This window comes from Nocardioides sp. LMS-CY (assembly GCF_018732145.1).
GTDB lineage: Bacteria > Actinomycetota > Actinomycetes > Propionibacteriales > Nocardioidaceae > Nocardioides > Nocardioides soli.
The window spans coordinates 3,025,183-3,043,325 of record NZ_CP076104.1 but is presented as its reverse complement, the minus strand read 5'-3'; the positions used below and the strand labels follow the sequence as shown (position 1 = coordinate 3,043,325).

Annotated in this window: 16 protein-coding genes; all 16 read left to right on the top strand. The window is 71.7% G+C overall.

Annotated features, from left to right (window positions below):
- Positions 1–4: 4 nt before the first annotated feature.
- The 16 genes from KM427_RS14585 (at position 5) to KM427_RS14510 (ending at position 18,139) form a co-directional block, all read left to right on the top strand.
- Positions 5–2,515 carry a DEAD/DEAH box helicase gene (locus KM427_RS14585; protein ID WP_215524330.1) on the top strand — a complete coding sequence of 837 codons (2,511 nt, stop codon included), beginning with the start codon at positions 5–7 and terminating at the stop codon, positions 2,513–2,515.
- A gap of 215 nt (positions 2,516–2,730) precedes the next feature.
- On the top strand, positions 2,731–3,495 hold the full coding sequence (locus KM427_RS14580; protein WP_215524329.1) for a hypothetical protein: 765 nt from the start codon (positions 2,731–2,733) through the stop codon (positions 3,493–3,495).
- A gap of 42 nt (positions 3,496–3,537) precedes the next feature.
- A complete protein-coding gene (locus KM427_RS14575) occupies positions 3,538–4,959 on the top strand; it encodes a hypothetical protein (RefSeq protein WP_215524328.1) in 1,422 nt (473 codons plus the stop codon).
- Between the two features lie 6 nt (positions 4,960–4,965).
- Positions 4,966–7,086: an SIR2 family protein gene (locus tag KM427_RS14570; protein WP_215524327.1), complete on the top strand. Its 2,121-nt coding sequence runs from the start codon at positions 4,966–4,968 to the stop codon at positions 7,084–7,086.
- Complete coding sequence (locus tag KM427_RS14565; RefSeq protein ID WP_215524326.1) at positions 7,074–8,672, top strand: nSTAND1 domain-containing NTPase; 1,599 nt, start codon at positions 7,074–7,076, stop codon at positions 8,670–8,672. The genes KM427_RS14570 and KM427_RS14565 overlap by 13 nt, the downstream gene beginning before the upstream one ends.
- A gap of 113 nt (positions 8,673–8,785) precedes the next feature.
- Complete coding sequence (locus KM427_RS14560; RefSeq protein WP_215524325.1) at positions 8,786–9,931, top strand: zinc metalloprotease; 1,146 nt, start codon at positions 8,786–8,788, stop codon at positions 9,929–9,931.
- 721 nt (positions 9,932–10,652) lie between these two features.
- Entirely contained in the window at positions 10,653–10,964 is a 312-nt protein-coding gene (locus tag KM427_RS14555; RefSeq protein ID WP_215524324.1) for a GNAT family N-acetyltransferase, read from the top strand.
- Positions 10,965–11,267: 303 nt separating this feature from the next.
- Complete coding sequence (locus KM427_RS14550) at positions 11,268–12,158, top strand: ParA family protein (RefSeq protein ID WP_425490209.1); 891 nt, start codon at positions 11,268–11,270, stop codon at positions 12,156–12,158.
- On the top strand, positions 12,143–12,499 hold the full coding sequence (locus tag KM427_RS14545) for a hypothetical protein (RefSeq protein WP_183594356.1): 357 nt from the start codon (positions 12,143–12,145) through the stop codon (positions 12,497–12,499). Before KM427_RS14550 ends, KM427_RS14545 begins: the two co-directional genes overlap by 16 nt.
- Positions 12,496–13,419 (top strand): segregation and condensation protein A, encoded by a 924-nt coding sequence (locus tag KM427_RS14540; RefSeq protein ID WP_252274525.1) that lies wholly within the window; start codon positions 12,496–12,498, stop codon positions 13,417–13,419. The genes KM427_RS14545 and KM427_RS14540 overlap by 4 nt, the downstream gene beginning before the upstream one ends.
- Entirely contained in the window at positions 13,412–14,161 is a 750-nt protein-coding gene (gene scpB, locus KM427_RS14535; RefSeq protein ID WP_215524323.1) for an SMC-Scp complex subunit ScpB, read from the top strand. The genes KM427_RS14540 and scpB overlap by 8 nt, the downstream gene beginning before the upstream one ends.
- A complete protein-coding gene (locus KM427_RS14530; RefSeq protein ID WP_183594795.1) occupies positions 14,161–14,919 on the top strand; it encodes a pseudouridine synthase in 759 nt (252 codons plus the stop codon). Before scpB ends, KM427_RS14530 begins: the two co-directional genes overlap by 1 nt.
- A 531-nt stretch (positions 14,920–15,450) precedes the next feature.
- Complete coding sequence (locus tag KM427_RS14525) at positions 15,451–16,245, top strand: helix-turn-helix domain-containing protein (protein WP_252274521.1); 795 nt, start codon at positions 15,451–15,453, stop codon at positions 16,243–16,245.
- Positions 16,246–16,250: 5 nt separating this feature from the next.
- Positions 16,251–16,643 carry a VOC family protein gene (locus KM427_RS14520; RefSeq protein WP_215524322.1) on the top strand — a complete coding sequence of 131 codons (393 nt, stop codon included), beginning with the start codon at positions 16,251–16,253 and terminating at the stop codon, positions 16,641–16,643.
- 43 nt (positions 16,644–16,686) lie between these two features.
- Positions 16,687–17,073, top strand: a complete 387-nt coding sequence (gene aroH / locus KM427_RS14515; protein ID WP_183594360.1) for a chorismate mutase — start codon at positions 16,687–16,689, stop codon at positions 17,071–17,073.
- Entirely contained in the window at positions 17,066–18,139 is a 1,074-nt protein-coding gene (locus tag KM427_RS14510; protein ID WP_215524321.1) for a prephenate dehydrogenase, read from the top strand. The genes aroH and KM427_RS14510 overlap by 8 nt, the downstream gene beginning before the upstream one ends.
- The last annotated feature ends 4 nt before the right edge of the window (positions 18,140–18,143 follow it).

The following is an 18,143-nucleotide window of genomic DNA, read 5'->3' as shown; positions in this document are numbered from 1 at the left end:
TCGCGTGACCGACCTCCTCGACGACATCACCGCGGCCGTCGCCGGCCGCGGCCTGACGCTCTACCCGCACCAGGAGGAGGCGATCCTCGCCCTGCTGGCCGGCGACAACGTGGTGCTGGCCACCCCCACCGGGTCCGGCAAGTCGCTGGTCGCCGAGGCCGCGCACCGGGCGGCGCTCGCCGAGGACCGGGTGTCCTTCTACACCGCGCCGATCAAGGCGCTGGTGAGCGAGAAGTTCTTCGCGCTCGTCGAGACCTTCGGGGCCGAGGACGTCGGGATGCTGACCGGCGACGCCTCGGTCAACCCGGACGCCCCGATCATCTGCTGCACGGCCGAGGTGCTGGCCAACATCGCGCTGCGCGAGGGCGCCCGGGCCGACGTCGGGCTGGTCGTCATGGACGAGTTCCACTTCTACGCCGAGCCCGACCGCGGCTGGGCGTGGCAGGTGCCGCTGCTGGAGCTGCCGCAGGCGCAGTTCCTGCTGATGTCGGCGACGCTCGGCGACGTCACCGACCTGGCCGCCGACCTGAGCCGGCGCAACGGCCGCGAGACGACCGTCGTGGCCGACGCCGAGCGGCCGGTGCCGCTGTCGTTCTCGTGGTCGGTGACCCCGCTCGCCGACACCCTGGAGGAGCTGGTCACGACGGGGCAGGGCCCGGCGTACGTCGTGCACTTCACCCAGGCTGCCGCCGTCGAGCACGCGACGTCGCTGCTGAACGCGAAGTGGGTGCCGAAGCCCGATCTCGGCGCTCGCCTCGACCACGTGCGGTTCGGAGCGGGTTTCGGCAAGACCCTCTCGAAGCTGCTGCGCAGGGGGATCGGGGTCCATCACGCCGGGATGCTGCCGCGCTACCGGCGCCTGGTGGAGCAGCTGGCGCAGGCCGGGCTGCTCTCGGTGATCTGCGGCACCGACACCCTCGGCGTCGGCATCAACGTGCCGATCCGCACGGTGCTCTTCACCGGCCTGGCGAAGTTCGACGGCAGCCGGCAGCGGATCCTGCGCACGCGGGAGTTCCTGCAGATCGCGGGCCGGGCCGGGCGGGCCGGCTTCGACACCGCCGGGTACGTCGTCGTGCAGGCGCCCGAGCACGTCATCGAGAACGAGCGGCTCAAGGCGAAGGCCGAGGAGCGGCGGGCCGCCGGCCGGAAGAACGCCAAGGCGCAGCTGAAGAAGCCGCCCGAGGGCACGGTGGTGTGGACCGAGCAGACCTACGAGAAGCTGGTCGCGGGGGTGCCCGAGCAGCTGGTCTCGCGGATGAAGGTCGACAACGCGATGCTGATCAACGTCCTCGCCCGCGAGGAGGACGCCGTGCCGGTGCTGCGCCGGCTGCTCACCGACAACCACGAGGACCGGCGGCGGCAGCTGCGGCTCGCACGCCGGGCGCTGCGCCTGGCGCGGTCGCTGGTGCGCTCGGGCGTGGTCACCCGGCTGGAGTCGCTCGACGACTGCGGGCGCCGGTACGTGCTGACCGTCGACCTGCCGGCGGACTTCGCGCTCAACCAGCCGCTGGCGCACTTCGCGCTCGCCGCCCTCGACGTACTGGATCCCGAAGCGGTCGAGCACACCCTCGACATCGTCTCGGTGGTCGAGGCGGTGCTGGAGGGGCCGCGGCAGGTGCTGATGCAGCAGCAGTACGTCGCCCGGGGCGAGGCGGTCGCGGAGATGAAGGCCGACGGCATCGAGTACGAGGAGCGGATGACGCTGCTCGAGGAGGTCACCTGGCCGCAGCCGCTGGCCGAGCTGCTGGGGGCGACGTACGAGATCTACCGGCAGAGCCATCCGTGGCTCCCCGAGGACGCGCTGCAGCCGAAGGCGATCGTGCGCGAGATGTTCGAGCAGGGGATGAGCTTCACCGACTTCGTGTCGCGCTACCAGCTGGCGCGGTCGGAGGGGCTGGTGCTGCGCTACCTGACCGACGCCTACCGCACGCTGCGGCAGACCGTGCCCGAGCAGCACCGCACGCCCGAGCTCGACGACCTGGTCGAGTGGCTGGGGGAGACCGTGCGCCAGACCGACTCCTCGCTGCTCGACGAGTGGGAGGCGCTGGCCGACCCCTCGCACGTACGACGCGATGTGGCCGACCACGAGCCGCCCCCGCCGCCGCGGCCGATCTCGCAGCAGTCGCGCCCGTTCGCGGTGATGATCCGCAACGCGATGTGGCGCCGGGTCGAGCTGGTCGCCCGCGACGACCTCGCCGGCCTGGTCGAGATCGAGCGGGCCGCGGTCGAGCGCACGGAGCCGCCCGGGGAGGTCGTGATGACCCGGTCGGCGTGGGACGAGGCGATCGAGGCGTACTACGCCGAGCACGACCGGGTGCTGCTCGACGCCGACGCCCGCGGTCCCGCGCTGCTGGTGGTCGAGCGCGACGGCCGGCGCTGGCCGGTGCGGCAGACCGTCCACGACCCGGAGGGCCACCACGACTGGGTGATCGAGGCGGTCGCCGACCTCGATGCGTCCGACGCGGCCGGTGAGCTGGTGCTCTCCGCGGTGGCGATGCGGCGACTCGGCGGCTGACCGCGCTGCGCGGATCGCCCGCGCGGTTCCCGCATGTCGGTGATGACATCGATCGCCGACCGGTCTTGGCTGGTCGTGAACCCTGCCCGGGGATGCCGCAGCCCAGGAGGCCGGCGCTGCCCGACGACCTCCCCCTCTGCGTACGGCGCCCCGCCGCAGCCTGATCCACGCGGACCGCCTCGGGACGCTCGACCGTGTATCCAGGGAGGCATCAGATGCCAGTCTCGTTCGACAGCCAGATCAGCTTCATCGCCGGGCAGGAGATCGACGTCCCGGAGGGCGACGTGTCGTTCGCGGCGGGGGAGGAGAGCCCGGACCTGCAGGACCTGAAGAAGCAGGGCGCCGTGGTCGACTCCAACCTGGTGGTCTTTCCCGAGGACACGCCGGCCAGCGTGCGCAACGCGGTCTGCAACTGGACCCTCTTCGCCCAGCGCGCGGCGACCAAGAAGGTCGATCCGCAGCAGGCCAAGGAGTGGGTCGACGTCTACCTCGACGTCCTGCTGCACACCGGATGGGCGCTGCGTGAGGAGGCCTCCTCCTGGTCCGAGGAGCACGTCGTCGGGTCGGTGGTCTACCAGAAGATCCTCGATCTCGTGGCCGTCGCGCTCGGGCCCGTGCCGGGCGCCCTGGCGCTGGTGACCGCGGCGCTGACGTCCCTCCAGGGGATGAACGAGCGGAGCAAGTGGATCACGTTGTTCGACCGCCGGGCGAAGAGCGCCGTGAGCACCGGCTTCTCGGTCGCCAACGTCGACTCGCACGCCGACGGCTCGGCACAGCTGCGTTCGATCGACTTCCGGGTGGAGGCCAGGAAGACCCTGACCCAGTTCCTCTTCTTCCGCTTCACCAGTGAGGAGGCCCTGATGTTCAAGCGAGGCGTCGTCCTCTTCATCTCGGCCGAGGCGTTGCAGGAGCTCGCCCCCGCGATCGAGCAGCGCGTGACGGCCTTCGCCAAGGACAACATCGCGGCCTTCGACCTCTAGCGATGCGTCATGGTGCCGGGTGATCGAGACCGAGTCGGGCCGATGTTCCAGGCCAACGGGCTCGACGGCGCCACCGGTGGCTACCTGCACCCGGCCCTGAGCGCGGACCAGCTGGCGGGGGTGGCGATCGGCGAACCGATCGACACGCCCGAGGTCCGCGAGCTGCGATGGTGGCATCGGCTGCGCACCGAGCAGACCTACGGGGTGGCCCAGGGCATCGATCCCACTCGCCTTGAGGAGGCCGGGTGGGGCCTGATCGCCGCGGCCGACCTGGCGCCGGCGGTGCTCGACGCCCTCGAGCCGTTGCGGCGGCTGCGTTGCGAGCAGGTCACCTCCGGAGGACACCCGGACTTCTACCGGGAGTTCGTGGGCGAGCACGCCTACCGCCGCGGTGAGTCCAAGCAGCAGTTCCTGGGCAGGTTCGGCGTGGGGCCGGGACCGGCCAATCCGGCGAACGGCGTGCCCTACTACCTGCTGATCGTCGGGCAACCCGACACCGTCCCCTTCTCCTTCCAGTACCAGCTCGACGTCGCCTACGCGGTCGGGAGGATCTGCTTCGACACACCGGGGGAGTACGCCGCCTACGCGGGCGCCGTCGTGGCCGCCGAGGCCGCTGGCGAGCCGGCCGCGCCGCCACGGATCACGCTGTGGAGCCCGACCAACCCCGATGACGCGGCCACGCGACTGAGCACCGAGGAGCTCGTCGTACCGCTCGCTGCCGCGCTCGCGGCCCAGTCCTCCGAGCTGACGGTGGAGGCCCACGTCGGAGCGGCCGCCTCGAAGGCGGGCCTGATCGACGTGCTCACGGCGGGATCGGCGCCCGACGTCGTGTTCACGGCCAGCCACGGCGTCGCGTTCCCGCTCGGCGACGACCGCCAGGAGTCCGACAACGGCGCGCTCGTCTGCCAGGAGTGGCCAGGTCCGCGCGCCGCCGACGGCGCGCTCACCGACGACGTCTACCTCAGCGGCGCCGACATCGTCGACGGCACCGCCGTCCATGGCTCCGTCGTCCTGAGCTTCGCCTGCTTCGGGGCCGGCACGCCGCTCATGGACGACTTCACGCGCCGGGCGTTCACGGACCCGGTCGCGATCGCCGAGCGGCCGTTCGTCGCCCGGCTGCCCCAGCGGCTGCTGGCCCATGAGAGCGGCGGGGTGCTCGCCTTCGTCGGGCACGTCGACCTGGCGTGGGGGTGCTCGTTCCAGTGGCGGGGCCAGCGGCAGCTGGAGGTGTTCCGGAGCGCGCTGATGGACCTGCTCGACGGCTACCCCGTCGGCGCGGCCATGGAGTACTTCAACCAGAGGTACGCCGAGCTGTCGGCGGACCTGACCTCCGAGATCGACGACATCCGCAACTTCGGCAGGATCCCCGACGACTTCGAGCTGGCGAGCCTGTGGACCGCCAACAACGACGCCCGCAACTACACGATCGTCGGCGATCCCGCCGTCCGCGCCCGGAGACGGTGAGCCGGCATGAAGCACGCAGCGGAGTTCCAGATCGGACTGTCGTGGAGTGCCGAACAGGCCGCGTTCGACGTGACGCTCCATGCCTCGACCTCCGACGAGGTCCGCTTCTTCGAGCTGCCGCACAAGCCGTTCCGACTCGACCTCGTCACCCTGCAGGCGTTGGTCCCCGAGCTCGACGCCTACGCCGTATCGCTCAGCCAGCAGCTGTTCGCGATCCCCAAGCTGCGCGACATCTTCATCGAGATGGCGACCTTCGCAGCGGACGCGGGGATCCTGCTGCACGTGCGGCTGATGCTCGACCGGCTCGCCCCGGCCGAGTACCACACCGTGCGCTGGGAGCTGCTGCTCGACCCGCGGGACGGCAAGCCGATCGCGCTGCAGCCCCGGATGACGTTCACGCGGTTCGTCAACCCGAGCGCGCACCGCACCGTCTCGCTGCGGACCAAGGGCGACCTGCGGGCCCTCGTCGTGGCCGCCGACCCGGAGCCGTCCGAGCTGGCACGGTACGGCGAGTTCGGCGGCGGGGGCCGTCCCCTGCAGCCGATCAACTCCCAGGAGGAGGCGAGCCGGGCGGAGCGGTGCCTGCAGCCCATCGCGACCACGGTGCTGTGTCAGCGCGGCAAGGCGACCCTCGACGGCATCACGGCGCTGCTCAGGGACGCCGACCGTCAGGGCCACGGCTACGACATCGTCTACCTGATCGCCCACGGCGCGCTGCACGAGCAGGGCCCGGTGCTCTACCTCGACTCGGAGTCGGGGGGAGTCGCGCCGGTGGCGGGCGGGCTGTTCGCCGAGGCGATGACGGCACTCGACCGCCCGCCGACGCTCGTCGTGCTGTCGTCGTGCGAGACCGCCGCCTCGGAGGCCGACCCGGAGGCGACGAGCATGGGCGAGTCGGCCGTCGCGCTCGGCCCGATGCTGAGCGGCGCGGGCATCTCCACCGTGATCGGGATGCACGGCCGGGCGACGGTGCCGACCGTCGAGGCATTCATGCCGATGTTCTTCACGACGCTGCAGCAGACCGGGTCGATCTACCAGGCGATGCTCGACGCGAGGACGGCCGTCAGGGAGCGCTGGGACTGGTGGGCCCCGGTCCTGCTCACGAGGCTGCGGGCCGGGATGATCTGGTACTCGCCCGGGTACCTCACCCCCGGGAGCGCGCCGAGCATGCAGGTGTTCGTCGACGCCATGCACGACAGCATGTGCACGCCGATCATCGGTCCGCGGCTCAGCACCGGGTTCTTCCCCGACCGGCAGCAGATCGCGCGGGGCATCGCGGCCCGCCTGCAGGTGCCGATCACGCCGGGGTCCAGCAACGACCTCGCCAGGGTCAGCCAGTACCTCGCCGTGGCCCACGACGCCCGCTATCCGCGTTCGGTGCTGGTCAGGTACCTCACCGAACGGGTCCTCGAGGACGGTGGCCTCACCGAGGCGGACATCCGCGAGGCCGACGAACAGGCGCCCGGTCAGGTGGCCAAGGGGCCCAGGTTGAACCGCCTGATCAGCCAGATCGGGAGACGTCAACGCAGCCAGGATCCCGAGGACCCGTACGCGATCCTGGCCGACCTGCCGTTCCCCATCTACTTCACCACCAGCTTCACGACCCTGCTGGAGGACGCTCTCGCCGACGCGCACCGGCCCCCCAACATCGTCGACTTCCCGTGGGACGGGGGCCGGGTCACCAACCGGAGCAACAGCCGGCCGGACCCGGGCGCCCCCACCGTCGTCCGCCTCTTCGGGGGCTTCGACGACCCGGACTCGATGGTGCTCACCGAGGACGACTACTTCAAGTACCTCACCACCTGGACCACGGCGAAGAGCCAGGTCCTCAAGGGCCTGCAGAGCAAGCTGACCAACAACAACCTGCTGATGATGGGCTTCGGCCTCGACGACTGGGACTTCCGGGTGCTGTTCCGGAGCATCTTCACGATGGGCGGGGCCACGCCCCGGCTGCGGACGCTCGCCCACATCGCCGTGCAGGTCACCCCCGAGAGCGACGTCATCGAGGCCGACGCCGTGCAGGACTACCTGGAGCAGTACTACAGCAGCACGGCGACGCACTTCGCGGTGCGCTGGGGCACGCCGTCCGAGCTGCTCACGGAGCTGAGGAGCCAATGGTCCAGCTGAGACCGACCTTCGCGTCGTCCAAGCCCAGCACGAACCCGTACGTCGGGCCGAGGGCCTTCGGGCACGGTGACAAGCTCTACGGGCGCGATCGAGAGCTGCTCGAGCTGAGCGATCTCCTCGTCGCCGAGCGCATCGTCGTCCTGCACTCGCCGTCCGGAGCGGGCAAGACCTCGCTCATCCAGGCGGAGGACGGCCTGTTGCGGGTGCTGAGGCGGCAGCGGTTCAGCCCCCTCCCGCCGGTGCGGGTGAACCTGCAGCCGTTGGGGAAGCCGGCCGTCGCCGGCCGTTACGCCTACAGCATCATGGAGTCGCTCGAGAGCGCGCGCGGGACGAAGCGGCAGATGACCAGCGAGCAGCTGGCGGGCATGAGTCTCGCGCAGTACCTGAAGGACGCCTACCAGACGTCCGGAGACGGCGGGACCTCCGAACCGCTGGTGCTGATCCTCGACCAGTTCGAGGAGGTGTTCACCCTCGACCCGACCGACGTGGACGGCCGGATCCAGTTCTTCTCCGACCTCGGCGACCTCCTGGACGCCCAGCCGATCTGGACCCTGTTCGTGATGCGCGAGGATCTGCTCGGCGAGCTCGAGACCGTCTCCTACCTGGTGCCCGGTGAGCTCGCGGTCCGCTACCGCCTCGGCCTCCTCGAGCGACCGGCGGCTCGCGAGGCGATCATGAAGCCCACCGAGCGCCTGTACGGCGTCACATTCACCGCCGAGGCGGCCGACCGCATCCTCGACAACCTGTGCACGATCCTCGTGCAGAGCCCCGGCAGTCCTCCGCAGCCTCAACCGAGCCCGTACGTCGAGGGCGTCATCCTCCAGACCGTGCTGCTGAAGCTCTGGCGGAAGCTGGATCCGGTGCGGGAGGGGCGCAAGGTCATCGAGCTCGAGGACCTCGGTGACCTGCTCCAGCATGTCGACCGCGCCCTCGCCAGCCATTACCACGACTGCGTCGAGGAGGCGGTGCGGCGCAGTCGGATACCCGAGCGGATCATCCGTGACTGGTTCGAGGCGCACCTGATCACCGAGCAGGGCTGGCGCAACCAGGCCGACCGTGGCCCGGGCGACGGCGGCAAGCGCACGGAGCGGTGCCTGGCCACTCTCGAGGCACGGCACATCATCAGGTCCGAGACCCGGCTCCACCGGCAGTGGTGGGAGCTGGTGCACGACCGGTTCCTCAACCCGGTCCGGGACGACAACCGGCGGTGGCGCCGGAGGCAGGACCTGGAGATCATCCCGACGGAGGCGAGGTCGTGGGCCGACGACAAGCGGCCCGAGCTGCTGCTGCCGCCCGAGCGGATCGTCGCCGGCGCGGCCTGGCTGACGGCGCACGAGCACGACGCCTACCCGCACGAGCGGGAGTTCATCGCCGCGTCGGAGACGGCCGCACAGGAGAAGGTCCAGCCGCAGGACGCGAACCAGCAGTGGGACCTCGCCGCCGAATACCTGAGGCTCTACCAGCTGGAGTTCTCGGCCGAGTACCTGAGAACGAGGCGGGTCACGCGCCGGCTCTACGTCCTCACGGGGCTGCTGGCGGTGGTCGTGGTCGTGCTCGTCGTGCTGCTGATCTGGCAGCTGCGCTGACGGCCCATGGCTCGGCTCGACGACTCCGGCGCGGCCGAGCACTCAGATTCGGCGGTCGGGTGGCCGATCCGACTGGTACAAACATCCCGACCGCCTCGAACCGGAGCCGCCGCATGCCCCTGACCTCCGACGCCCGCCGACGCCGCCCGTCGGCCGTGGTCGCGGCACTTGCGGTGCTCGGCGGCCTGCTGGTCGCTGCGGGTGGGCCGGCGAGCGAGGCGGACCGGCCGACGACCAGCGTCCGAACGTCCGACGTCGTCCGGATGCGCGCGAGCGCCCCGATCGTGCTGACCGGGCCCGGCTCGGCGAGCACCGGCAGCCGGGTCCGGCTGCGCGGCGACGTGGTCACCACGCTGGTCCGGAGCGCGGCCGGCAAGCGCGCCCGCCCGCGGCCGGTGCACCTGCTCGAGCGCGTCGGCGGCCGGTGGAAGCAGGTCGCGCGCACCAGCTCGTCCCGGTCCGGGGCGTTCGCCTTCCGGGTCGCGGCCGGGAACGCCGCGACGACCCGCACGTTCCGTGCCGAGGCACCGGCCTCCCGGGGTCGGGCGAAGGTCCGCAGCCGCACGGTGCGGGTGACGATGACGGCCACGGCCGTCGACGCCGGGGCCTGGGAGACGCTCGCGCCCGGCACCATGGTCGCTCCGGAGCCGCTGCCGGCCGACTACCAGCCGGCGCCGCCGGCGAGCGACTGGAGCTACCTCTTCGACGAGGGCTCGCGGTGGAACCCGTGCGCGCCGGTCCGCTGGGCCTACAATCCGGACCAGCAGACCTACGACGGCGCGTTCGCCGACGTCGTCCGCGCGTACGCACGGATCTCCGCCGCCTCCGGCCTGCAGTTCCAGTACGCGGGGCGGACCGCCGCCGGCTACCGCGGCGCCGACGCCGACATCACCGGGGCGAGCGTCGACCTGGTCGTCTCCTGGGCGACCGCCGCCCAGTTCCCGAAGCTGTCGGGCACCGTCGTCGGCGTCGGCGGCGGCACCGGCCGGAGGACCCTCGACGCGGACGTCCGGTGGCGGATGGTCCTCGGCTACCTGGTGCTCGACGCCGAGCCCGGGATGCCGATCGCCCCTGGCTTCGACGGCAGCGGCTGGGGCCAGATCATGCAGCACGAGATCCTGCACGCGCTCGGACTCGGCCACGCCGTGACCCCGACCCAGCTGATGTACGGCGCCGCCACCTCGAGGAACGCCAGGTTCGGTGCCGGCGACCTGACCGGCATGACCCGGATCGGTAGCGGCTCGGGGTGTCTGTCCTGAGCGGTCGGGCACGGTGGTTGAGGTGTGAAGGCGCGCTGGCGCCTGAGCCTCAAGCACCGCCTCGCACGGTGGTTGAGGTGTGAGGGCCGCCAGGCCTCGAAACCTGTCCCGCGCTGGGGGAGTGTCGGCGTCCTCCCGGCGGCGCCAGTGTTCGTCCTCCGTCAGCGGGGTCAAGGGTTCCCTGCGGCGGCTTCGCCGCCCTTGACCCCGCTGTCTCCGGACGATTTCGGCGCCTATCGGGAGGACGTCGACCTGTGGTCGGTCCGCTTGGCCTCGCCCCCACGGTGGTTGAGGTGTGAGGGCCGCCAGGCCCGAGCCTCGAAACCACCGTCCCGGTGCGCGGGGGCGGGGGTTCATCACGGGATGAGGCCGACGTTGCGCTTCCCTGGCTCAACTCGCCGGGGGAGGCGTGGTCTGACCGTCATCCCTTGGTGAACCTGTGGCTGGTGTTGACCCTGGGGCAGCGGCGACGGAGGAGTTTCGTCGGCCGGCCGACGAGACTCCTCCTGGGACGACGGACCTTCATCGTCCGGGTGGGAGCTTCGTCGTCCAAGCGGACGCCGACCTGCGTTCGGGACATATCGTGGTCGAGCAGTCGGTGGTTGAGGTGTGAAGGCGCGGTGGCGCCTGAGCCTCGAAACCACCGCACGCGGCCGCGATCGGACCGTTCCGAGCCGGTCGGCCCGGAACCGTGTCGAGCCCGGGTCCGTAGGCTGGGTGCATGTCCGACGTGCAGACCACCCACAACCCCGACCGGAGCCGCTACGAGGCACACATCGACGGTGAGCTGGCCGGGTTCGCCGAGTACCTGCTCACCGACCAGCTGGTGACCTTCACCCACACCGAGGTGGACCGGCGGTTCGAGGGCCGGGGCGTCGGCTCGGCGCTCGCGCGCTTCGCCCTCGACGACGTGCGCGCCGAGGGCTCGCGCCAGGTGCTGCCGCTGTGCCCGTTCATCAAGGGCTGGATCGGCAGGCACCGGGAGTACGTCGACCTGGTCTACGGCGCCCGGAGTGGCAGCACGCAGGACTGAGCTTCCTCCACAGGGCTGTGCACAGGAACCCCGGCACCTGTGCATCGCCCGAGGGGCCCGTACACAGTCCATCAACAGATTTCCCCGTGGGCTTGGGGGTTTCCGCCCCGCTGTTGTCGCTGTCCGAGGGCGGTTCTAGGCTCGCCCGGTGTCGACCACAAGTCGCCGTGTCGACAAGTCGGGGAGGAGCGTCGGATGAACGCAGGTGGCACCGCTGGCGGATCGGTTCCCCCCTCCGGCGCAGCCGGCGAGATGCCACCCCTGGTCCGCACGCCCGTCCCTTCCCCCGACCCGCGAGATGAGCTGCCCGTGTCCGACCCCCTGCCGTTCGAGCGCCCGGCCACCCCGGAGCCCGTCCTCGGCCCGACCGGCCGGCCGCTGCCCGACCTGCCGGAGCCGCGCCCGCTGACCAGCCACGGGCACGCCCGGGTGATCTCGATGTGCAACCAGAAGGGCGGGGTCGGCAAGACGACGACCACCATCAACCTCGGTGCGTCGCTGGCGGAGTACGGCCGCAAGGTGCTGCTCGTCGACTTCGACCCGCAGGGCTCGCTCTCGGTCGGGCTGGGCCTCAACCCCCACGAGATGGAGCTGACCATCTATAACCTGCTCATGGAGCGGGACGTGGAGGTCTCCGAAGTGGTCGTCAAGACCGGCGTCGAGGGCATGGACCTGCTGCCGTCGAACATCGACCTCTCGGCCGCTGAGGTGCAACTGGTCCACGAGGTCGCCCGCGAGCAGACCCTGCAGCGGGTGCTCGCGCCGGCCCTGGAGCACTACGACGTCATCCTCATCGACTGCCAGCCGTCCCTCGGCCTGCTCACCGTGAACGCGCTCACCGCCTCCGACGGCGTGATCGTGCCGCTGGAGTGCGAGTACTTCGCGCTGCGCGGCGTCGCGCTGCTGAAGACCACGATCGACAAGGTGCGCGAGCGGCTCAACCCCAAGCTCGAGATCGACGGCGTGCTCGGCACCATGTACGACGGCCGCACCCTGCACAGCCGCGAGGTGATGGAGCGCCTGGTGCAGGCCTGGGGAGACACCGTCTTCCACACCGTGATCCGCCGGACCGTGAAGTTCTCCGACTCCACGGTCGCCGGCGAGCCGATCACGACGTACGCCTCGTCGTCCTCGGGTGCCGACGCCTACCGCCAGCTGGCCAAGGAGGTGCTGGCTCGGTGGCCAGACGCGTGAGCCTGCCCGCCGCCGACGATCTCTTCCGGCGTACCGCTCCCGCCGCGGAGCCGCCCGCGGCCGCCGAGCCGGAGGTCGCGACCGGGCCGGCGGCTCCCGAGGCCGCGGCGAAGCGCCCGCGCAAGCCGAGCGGCCGGGTGCGTCACGACGAGAAGATGACGGTGTACGTCACCTCCGACGAGCTGCTCGACCTCGAGCACGCCCGGCTCGTGCTGCGTCGGTCCCACGGCCTGGCCGTCGATCGCGGGCGGCTCGTGCGGGAGGCGATCGCGATGGCGCTCGCCGACTTCGAGGCCAACGGCGACGACAGTGCCCTGGTGCGACGATTGACCGAGGAATGACCGCCGACCTCCAGCACTCCGACGGAGCCGTCGCCGCCGTGTCCTCGGCCACGGGGGAGGGCGCGCCGGCCTTCGAGGTGCGCCTCGACAACTTCGAGGGCCCCTTCGACCTGCTGCTCAGCCTGATCGCGAAGCACAAGCTCGACATCACCGAGGTCTCGCTGTCCAAGGTCACCGACGAGTTCATCGCGCACGTCAAGGCGATGGGGTCGAGCTGGGACCTCGAGCAGACGACGTCGTTCCTGCTGGTCGCCTCGACCCTGCTCGACCTCAAGGCGGCGCGGCTGCTGCCGCAGGGCGACGTCGAGGACGAGGAGGACCTCGCGCTGCTGGAGGCCCGCGACCTGCTCTTCGCGCGGCTGCTGCAGTACAAGGCGTTCAAGCAGGTCGCCACCGTGCTCGAGGAGCGGCTGGCCGTCGAGTCGCGGCGGCACCCGCGGTCGGTGGGGCTCGAGGAGCGCTACGCGGGCCTGCTGCCCGAGGTGCTGATCGGCATCGGTCTCGACCAGTTCGCCCAGCTCGCGGCGAAGGCGCTGGAGCCGAAGCCCGTGCTGGAGCTCACGCTGCACCACATCCACGCCGCGAAGGTGAGCGTGCGGGAGCAGGCCGCGCTCGTGGTCGAGCGGCTGCGGCGCAGCGGTGCGATGACCTTCCGGGCGCTCTGCGGCGACTCGCCCGACAAGCTGACGACGGTGGCGCGGTTCCTCTCGCTGCTCGAGCTGTTCCGCGAGGGGGCGGTGGGCTTCGAGCAGCTCACGCCCCTGGGCGAGCTCACCGTACGGTGGACGGGAGACGACGACACCTCCGTCGACGAGCTGGTCACCGACGAGTTCGACGGGGCGCCGCCCGACGAGGTGGACGAGTCGGCAGCGGATGCGACAGAGGGTGCGGCAGACGAGGGAGATGACGGCGATGAGTGACACCGAGGTCGAGACCGAGACCGAGGTGGAGGCCCCGGCGGAGCATGTCGAGGAGCAGATCGCGGTGCCGGTGGCCGCGCTGCGTCCCTCGCTCGAGGCGCTGCTGATGGTCGCCGACCAGCCGATGGAGACGATGACCCTGGCCACCGCGGTGGGCTACCCGGTCGACGCCGTCACCGCGGCTCTCGACGAGCTGGCGGCGGAGTACACCGAGCAGGGCCGCGGCTTCGAGCTGCGCAACGTCGGCGGCGGCTGGCGCTACTACACCCGCGACGAGTACGCCGCGGTCGTCGAGGGCTACGTGCTCGAGGGGCAGCAGGCCCGGCTGACGCAGGCCGCCCTGGAGACGCTCGCCGTGGTGGCGTACAAGCAGCCGGTGTCGCGGGCGCGGGTCTCGGCGATCCGCGGGGTGAACGTCGACGGCGTGATGCGCACGCTGCTGACCCGCGGCCTGGTCGAGGAGGCGGGGCAGGACCACGAGACCGGCGCGAACCTCTACCGGACGACCAGCTACTTCCTCGAGCGGATCGGCATCACCTCGCTCGACGACCTGCCCGAGCTCGCGCCGTACCTCCCGGACATGGAGGACCTCGAGGACGAGCTGGCCGAGATGGTCGCGCCGACGCCGGTGGCGTCGGAGCCCGAGCCGGCGACGGAACCCGGGCCGGTCGCGCCCGCGCACCCGCACTCGCCGCACAGCGGCGACGGCACCGAGCCCGACGGCGGGACCGAGCCGACGTGATCGCCGACCATCCCACGATCGAGACCGACGACGAGGGCCTGATCCGGCTGCAGAAGCTGCTCGCCCAGTCGGGCGTCGCCTCCCGGCGCAAGTGCGAGGAGCTGATGCTCGACGGGCAGGTGGAGGTCGACGGCGAGATCGTCACCCGGCTCGGCACCAAGGTCGACCCGCGCACCGCGGTGATCCGGGTGGCCGGCAAGCGGCTGCCGCCGATCTCCGAGAAGGTCTACCTGGTGCTGAACAAGCCCCGGGGCGTGGTCTCGACGATGTCCGACCCCGAGGGCCGCAGGACGCTCGGCGACCTGGTCGCCGACCGCCCGGAGCGACTCTTCCACGTCGGCCGCCTCGACACCGACACCTCCGGCCTGATCCTGCTCACCAACGACGGCGACTTCGCGCACCGGATGGCACACCCGTCCTACGAGGTCGACAAGACCTACGTCGCCGAGGTCGAGGGCGAGGTCTACCGCCGGATCGTCAAGCAGCTGCTCGAGGGAGTGACGCTCGACGACGGGCCGGTGACCGTGCGGAAGGCCCGGATCGTCGAGGCGTCGCCGGCGCGTTCGATCGTCGAGCTGGTCATCCACGAGGGGCGCAACCGGATCGTGCGCCGCCTGCTCGACCACGTGGGACACCCGGTGCGTCGACTCACCCGCACCGCCATCGGCCCGGTCACGCTCGGCCGGCTGCCGGTGGGGGAGATGCGGGCGCTGAGTCGGACGGAGCTCGGCGACCTGCTCGACCGCGCCCAGCTCTGATGGTGGGCGGGGTGGTTTCGAGACGGTTGCTAGCGCAACCTCCTCAACCACCGTCGTCGGACCGCGATCGGCCACGGTGGTTGAGGAAGGCGCGCTGGCGCCTGTCTCGAAACCACCTGTCTGGGCCGGGGGCTGGGTCGTGTTGGTGCGTGGTTTCGAGGCGGTTGCTAGCGCAACCTCCTCAACCACCGTCGTCGGACCGTGATCGGTCATGGTGGTTGAGGAAGGCGCGCTGGCGCCTGTCTCGAAACCACCTGCCCGGGTCGGGGCTGGGTCGTGTTGGTGCGTGGTTTCGAGACGGTTGCTGGCGCAACCTCCTCAACCACCGTCGTCGGACCGCGATCGGCCACGGTGGTTGAGGAAGGCGCGCTGGCGCCTGTCTCGAAACCACCTGTCTGGGCCGGGGGCTGGGTCGTGTTGGTGCGTGGTTTCGAGACGGTTGCTAGCGCAACCTCCTCAACCACCGTCGTCGGTGGTTGAGGTGCGAGGAGCGCTAGCGACGAGCCTCGAAACCACCGCTACCGTGGTCACGTGGACGCCGCGATCCATCCGACCCTCGCGCCGTACGTCGCCTCGCTGACGGCGTACGACGTCGACCTTGGCGGGCCCGGGGTGCACCGGGGGCTGCCCGGCACGACGCTCACGTTCGTGCTGCCGGTCGGCGAGCCGCTCGACGTGGGGTGGGCGGGCGACGCCGAGAGCCGCGGCCGGCGCTGGTCGACGCTGTCGGGACTGCACGCACACCCGGCCGAGATCCACCACGACGGCTACCAGGCCGGGGTCCAGCTGGCGCTGACGACGGCCGGCGCGCGGGCGCTGTTCGGGATGCCGGCCGCCGAGCTGGTCGGGGCGCTGGTCGAGCTCGACGAGGTCGACGAGGTCGCCGCCCTGCGGCACCTGCCGGAGCGGCTGGCCGCGGTTCGCCCCGCCGAGCGCACCGCGATCGTCGAGCAGGCGCTGTTGCGCGAGCTGACCGACGCCGCACCGCGACCCGAGGTCGGCCGCGCGCTCGCCCGGCTGACCCGCGGCGCCACGGTGCAGGAGGTCGCCGACGACGTCGGCTACAGCCGCCGGCACCTGAGCACGCTGGTGCGCGGCGAGTGCGGCCTGACGCCGCAGCAGGTACGCCGGCTGGGCCGGTTCGAGCGCTCCCGCGCGATCCTCGGGCGGGTGCCGCTGGCCGAGGCCGCGCAGCGGTGCGGGTACGCCGACCAGGCCCACCTCACCCGCGAGTGGGTGGCGCTCGCGGGCTGCCCGCCGACCACGTGGCTGCGCGAGGAGTTCCCGTTCCTTCAAGACCTCCACCCCGGTGACGGGGGAGAGTGAGCGTCATGAGCGATGCAGCAGAGGTCCGGCTCTGGCACACGATGTCCTTCCGCGACGCCGACGCGATGATCGCGTGGCTGCGCGCCGTCGGGTTCACCGAGCACGCGACGTACCGCGACGAGGCCGACCCGACCGTCGTCGTGCACGCCGAGTGGCTGTGGCCGGGCGGCGGCGGGATCATGTTCGGCAGCCAGCGCCCTGACGGCGCCGTCACGAACGTCGGCGGCTCGGCGGCGTACCTCGTCACCGACGACCCCGACGCCGTCTTCCAGCGCGCGATCGACGCCGGCGCGACGGTGCTCCGCGAGATGGTCGACCAGGACTACGGGGGCCGCGGCGGCAGCGTCGAGGACCCCGAGGGCAACCACTGGTCGTTCGGCAGCTACCAGCCGTCCTGAGACTGCCGCACGCGGCCACCGCGACTCTCGTTAGGGTCTAGGCGTGGCAGTGAGGGCAGTGCGAGGGGCGACCCAGCTCGAAGACGACGTGCGGGACCACATGCTCGAGCGGGTGGCCGAGATGGTCACCGACGTGATGGAGTCCAACGGACTCGAGGTCGACGACTTCATCTCGGTGATCTTCACGGCGACGTCGGACCTGCACTCGGAGTTCCCGGCGTACGCCGCGCGACGGCTCGGGTTCGGCGAGATCCCGCTGATCTGCGCGCGCGAGCTGGAGATCGAGGGCTCGATGCCGCGGGTGGTGCGGATGATGGCGCACGTCGAGACCGACCTGCCCCGCTCCGACATCACGCACGTCTACCTGCACGGCGCCGCCGCGCTGCGGCGCGACCTGACCCGGGTCCGGGCGGTCCCCGACGATGAGTGAGGGCCGGCGGGAGCTGACCGGCCCGGTCGAGGTGATCGGCACCGGCCTGCTCGGCACCTCGGTGGCGCTCGCCTGCCGCCGCGCCGGCATCGAGGTACTGCTCACCGACGTCTCGGCCGACCACGTCCGCACGGCCTCCGCCCTCGGCGCCGGCCGTCCGCGCGCGGACGGAGATCGGCCCCAGCTGGTCGTCGTCGCCGTCCCCCCGGACCACCTGGGCGCGTCGATCGCGGCCGCGCTCGACGCCGGGGACGCGGTCGTCACCGACGTCGGCAGCGTCAAGACCGGTCCACTCGCGGCGGTGCACGACCATCCGCGGGTCCGTCGCTACGTCGGCGGCCACCCGATGGCCGGCAGCGAGCGGTCCGGCCCGCTCGCCGCCACCGCCGACCTGTTCGAGGGCCGCCCGTGGGCGATCGCGGCACATCCCGACGCCGACCCCGACGCGGTCGCGCTGGTCGAGGACCTGGTCGGGCTGTGTGCCGGCGTCGTCGTCCGGCTCAGCCCCGAGGACCACGACCGGGCGGTGGCCCGCACCTCCCACGTGCCGCACCTGCTCGCGTCGCTGGCGGCCGGCCGGCTCGCCGACGCTCCCGCCGACCACCTCCGGCTCTCCGGGCAGGGGGTCCGCGACGTCACCCGGGTGGCCGCGGGCAGCCCGCAGCTCTACGGCCAGATCGTCGCCGCGAACGCCGCCGCCGTCCTCGGGCTGCTCGGCGAGGTCCGCGGCGAGCTCGACGCCCTGATCGGGGCGATCGCGGCCGCCGACGGCGACGCCCTCGCCGCCGTACTGCAGCAGGGGGTGGCCGGCACCCTCGCGATCCCCGGCAAGCACGGCGGCCCGGTGCGGCCCACGGCCTCGGTCTTCGTCTCCGTGCCGGACGAGCCCGGCGTGCTCGCGCGGCTGTTCCTGGCGGCCGGCGAGGCGGAGGTCAACATCGAGGACGTGCGCATCGACCACGACCTCGGCCGTCAGGTCGGCCTCGTGGAGCTGATCGTCGACGAGTCCCGCGCCGACCACCTGCTTGCGTCGCTCGAATCCCGCGGCTGGCTGACGCACCGGTAGGCTG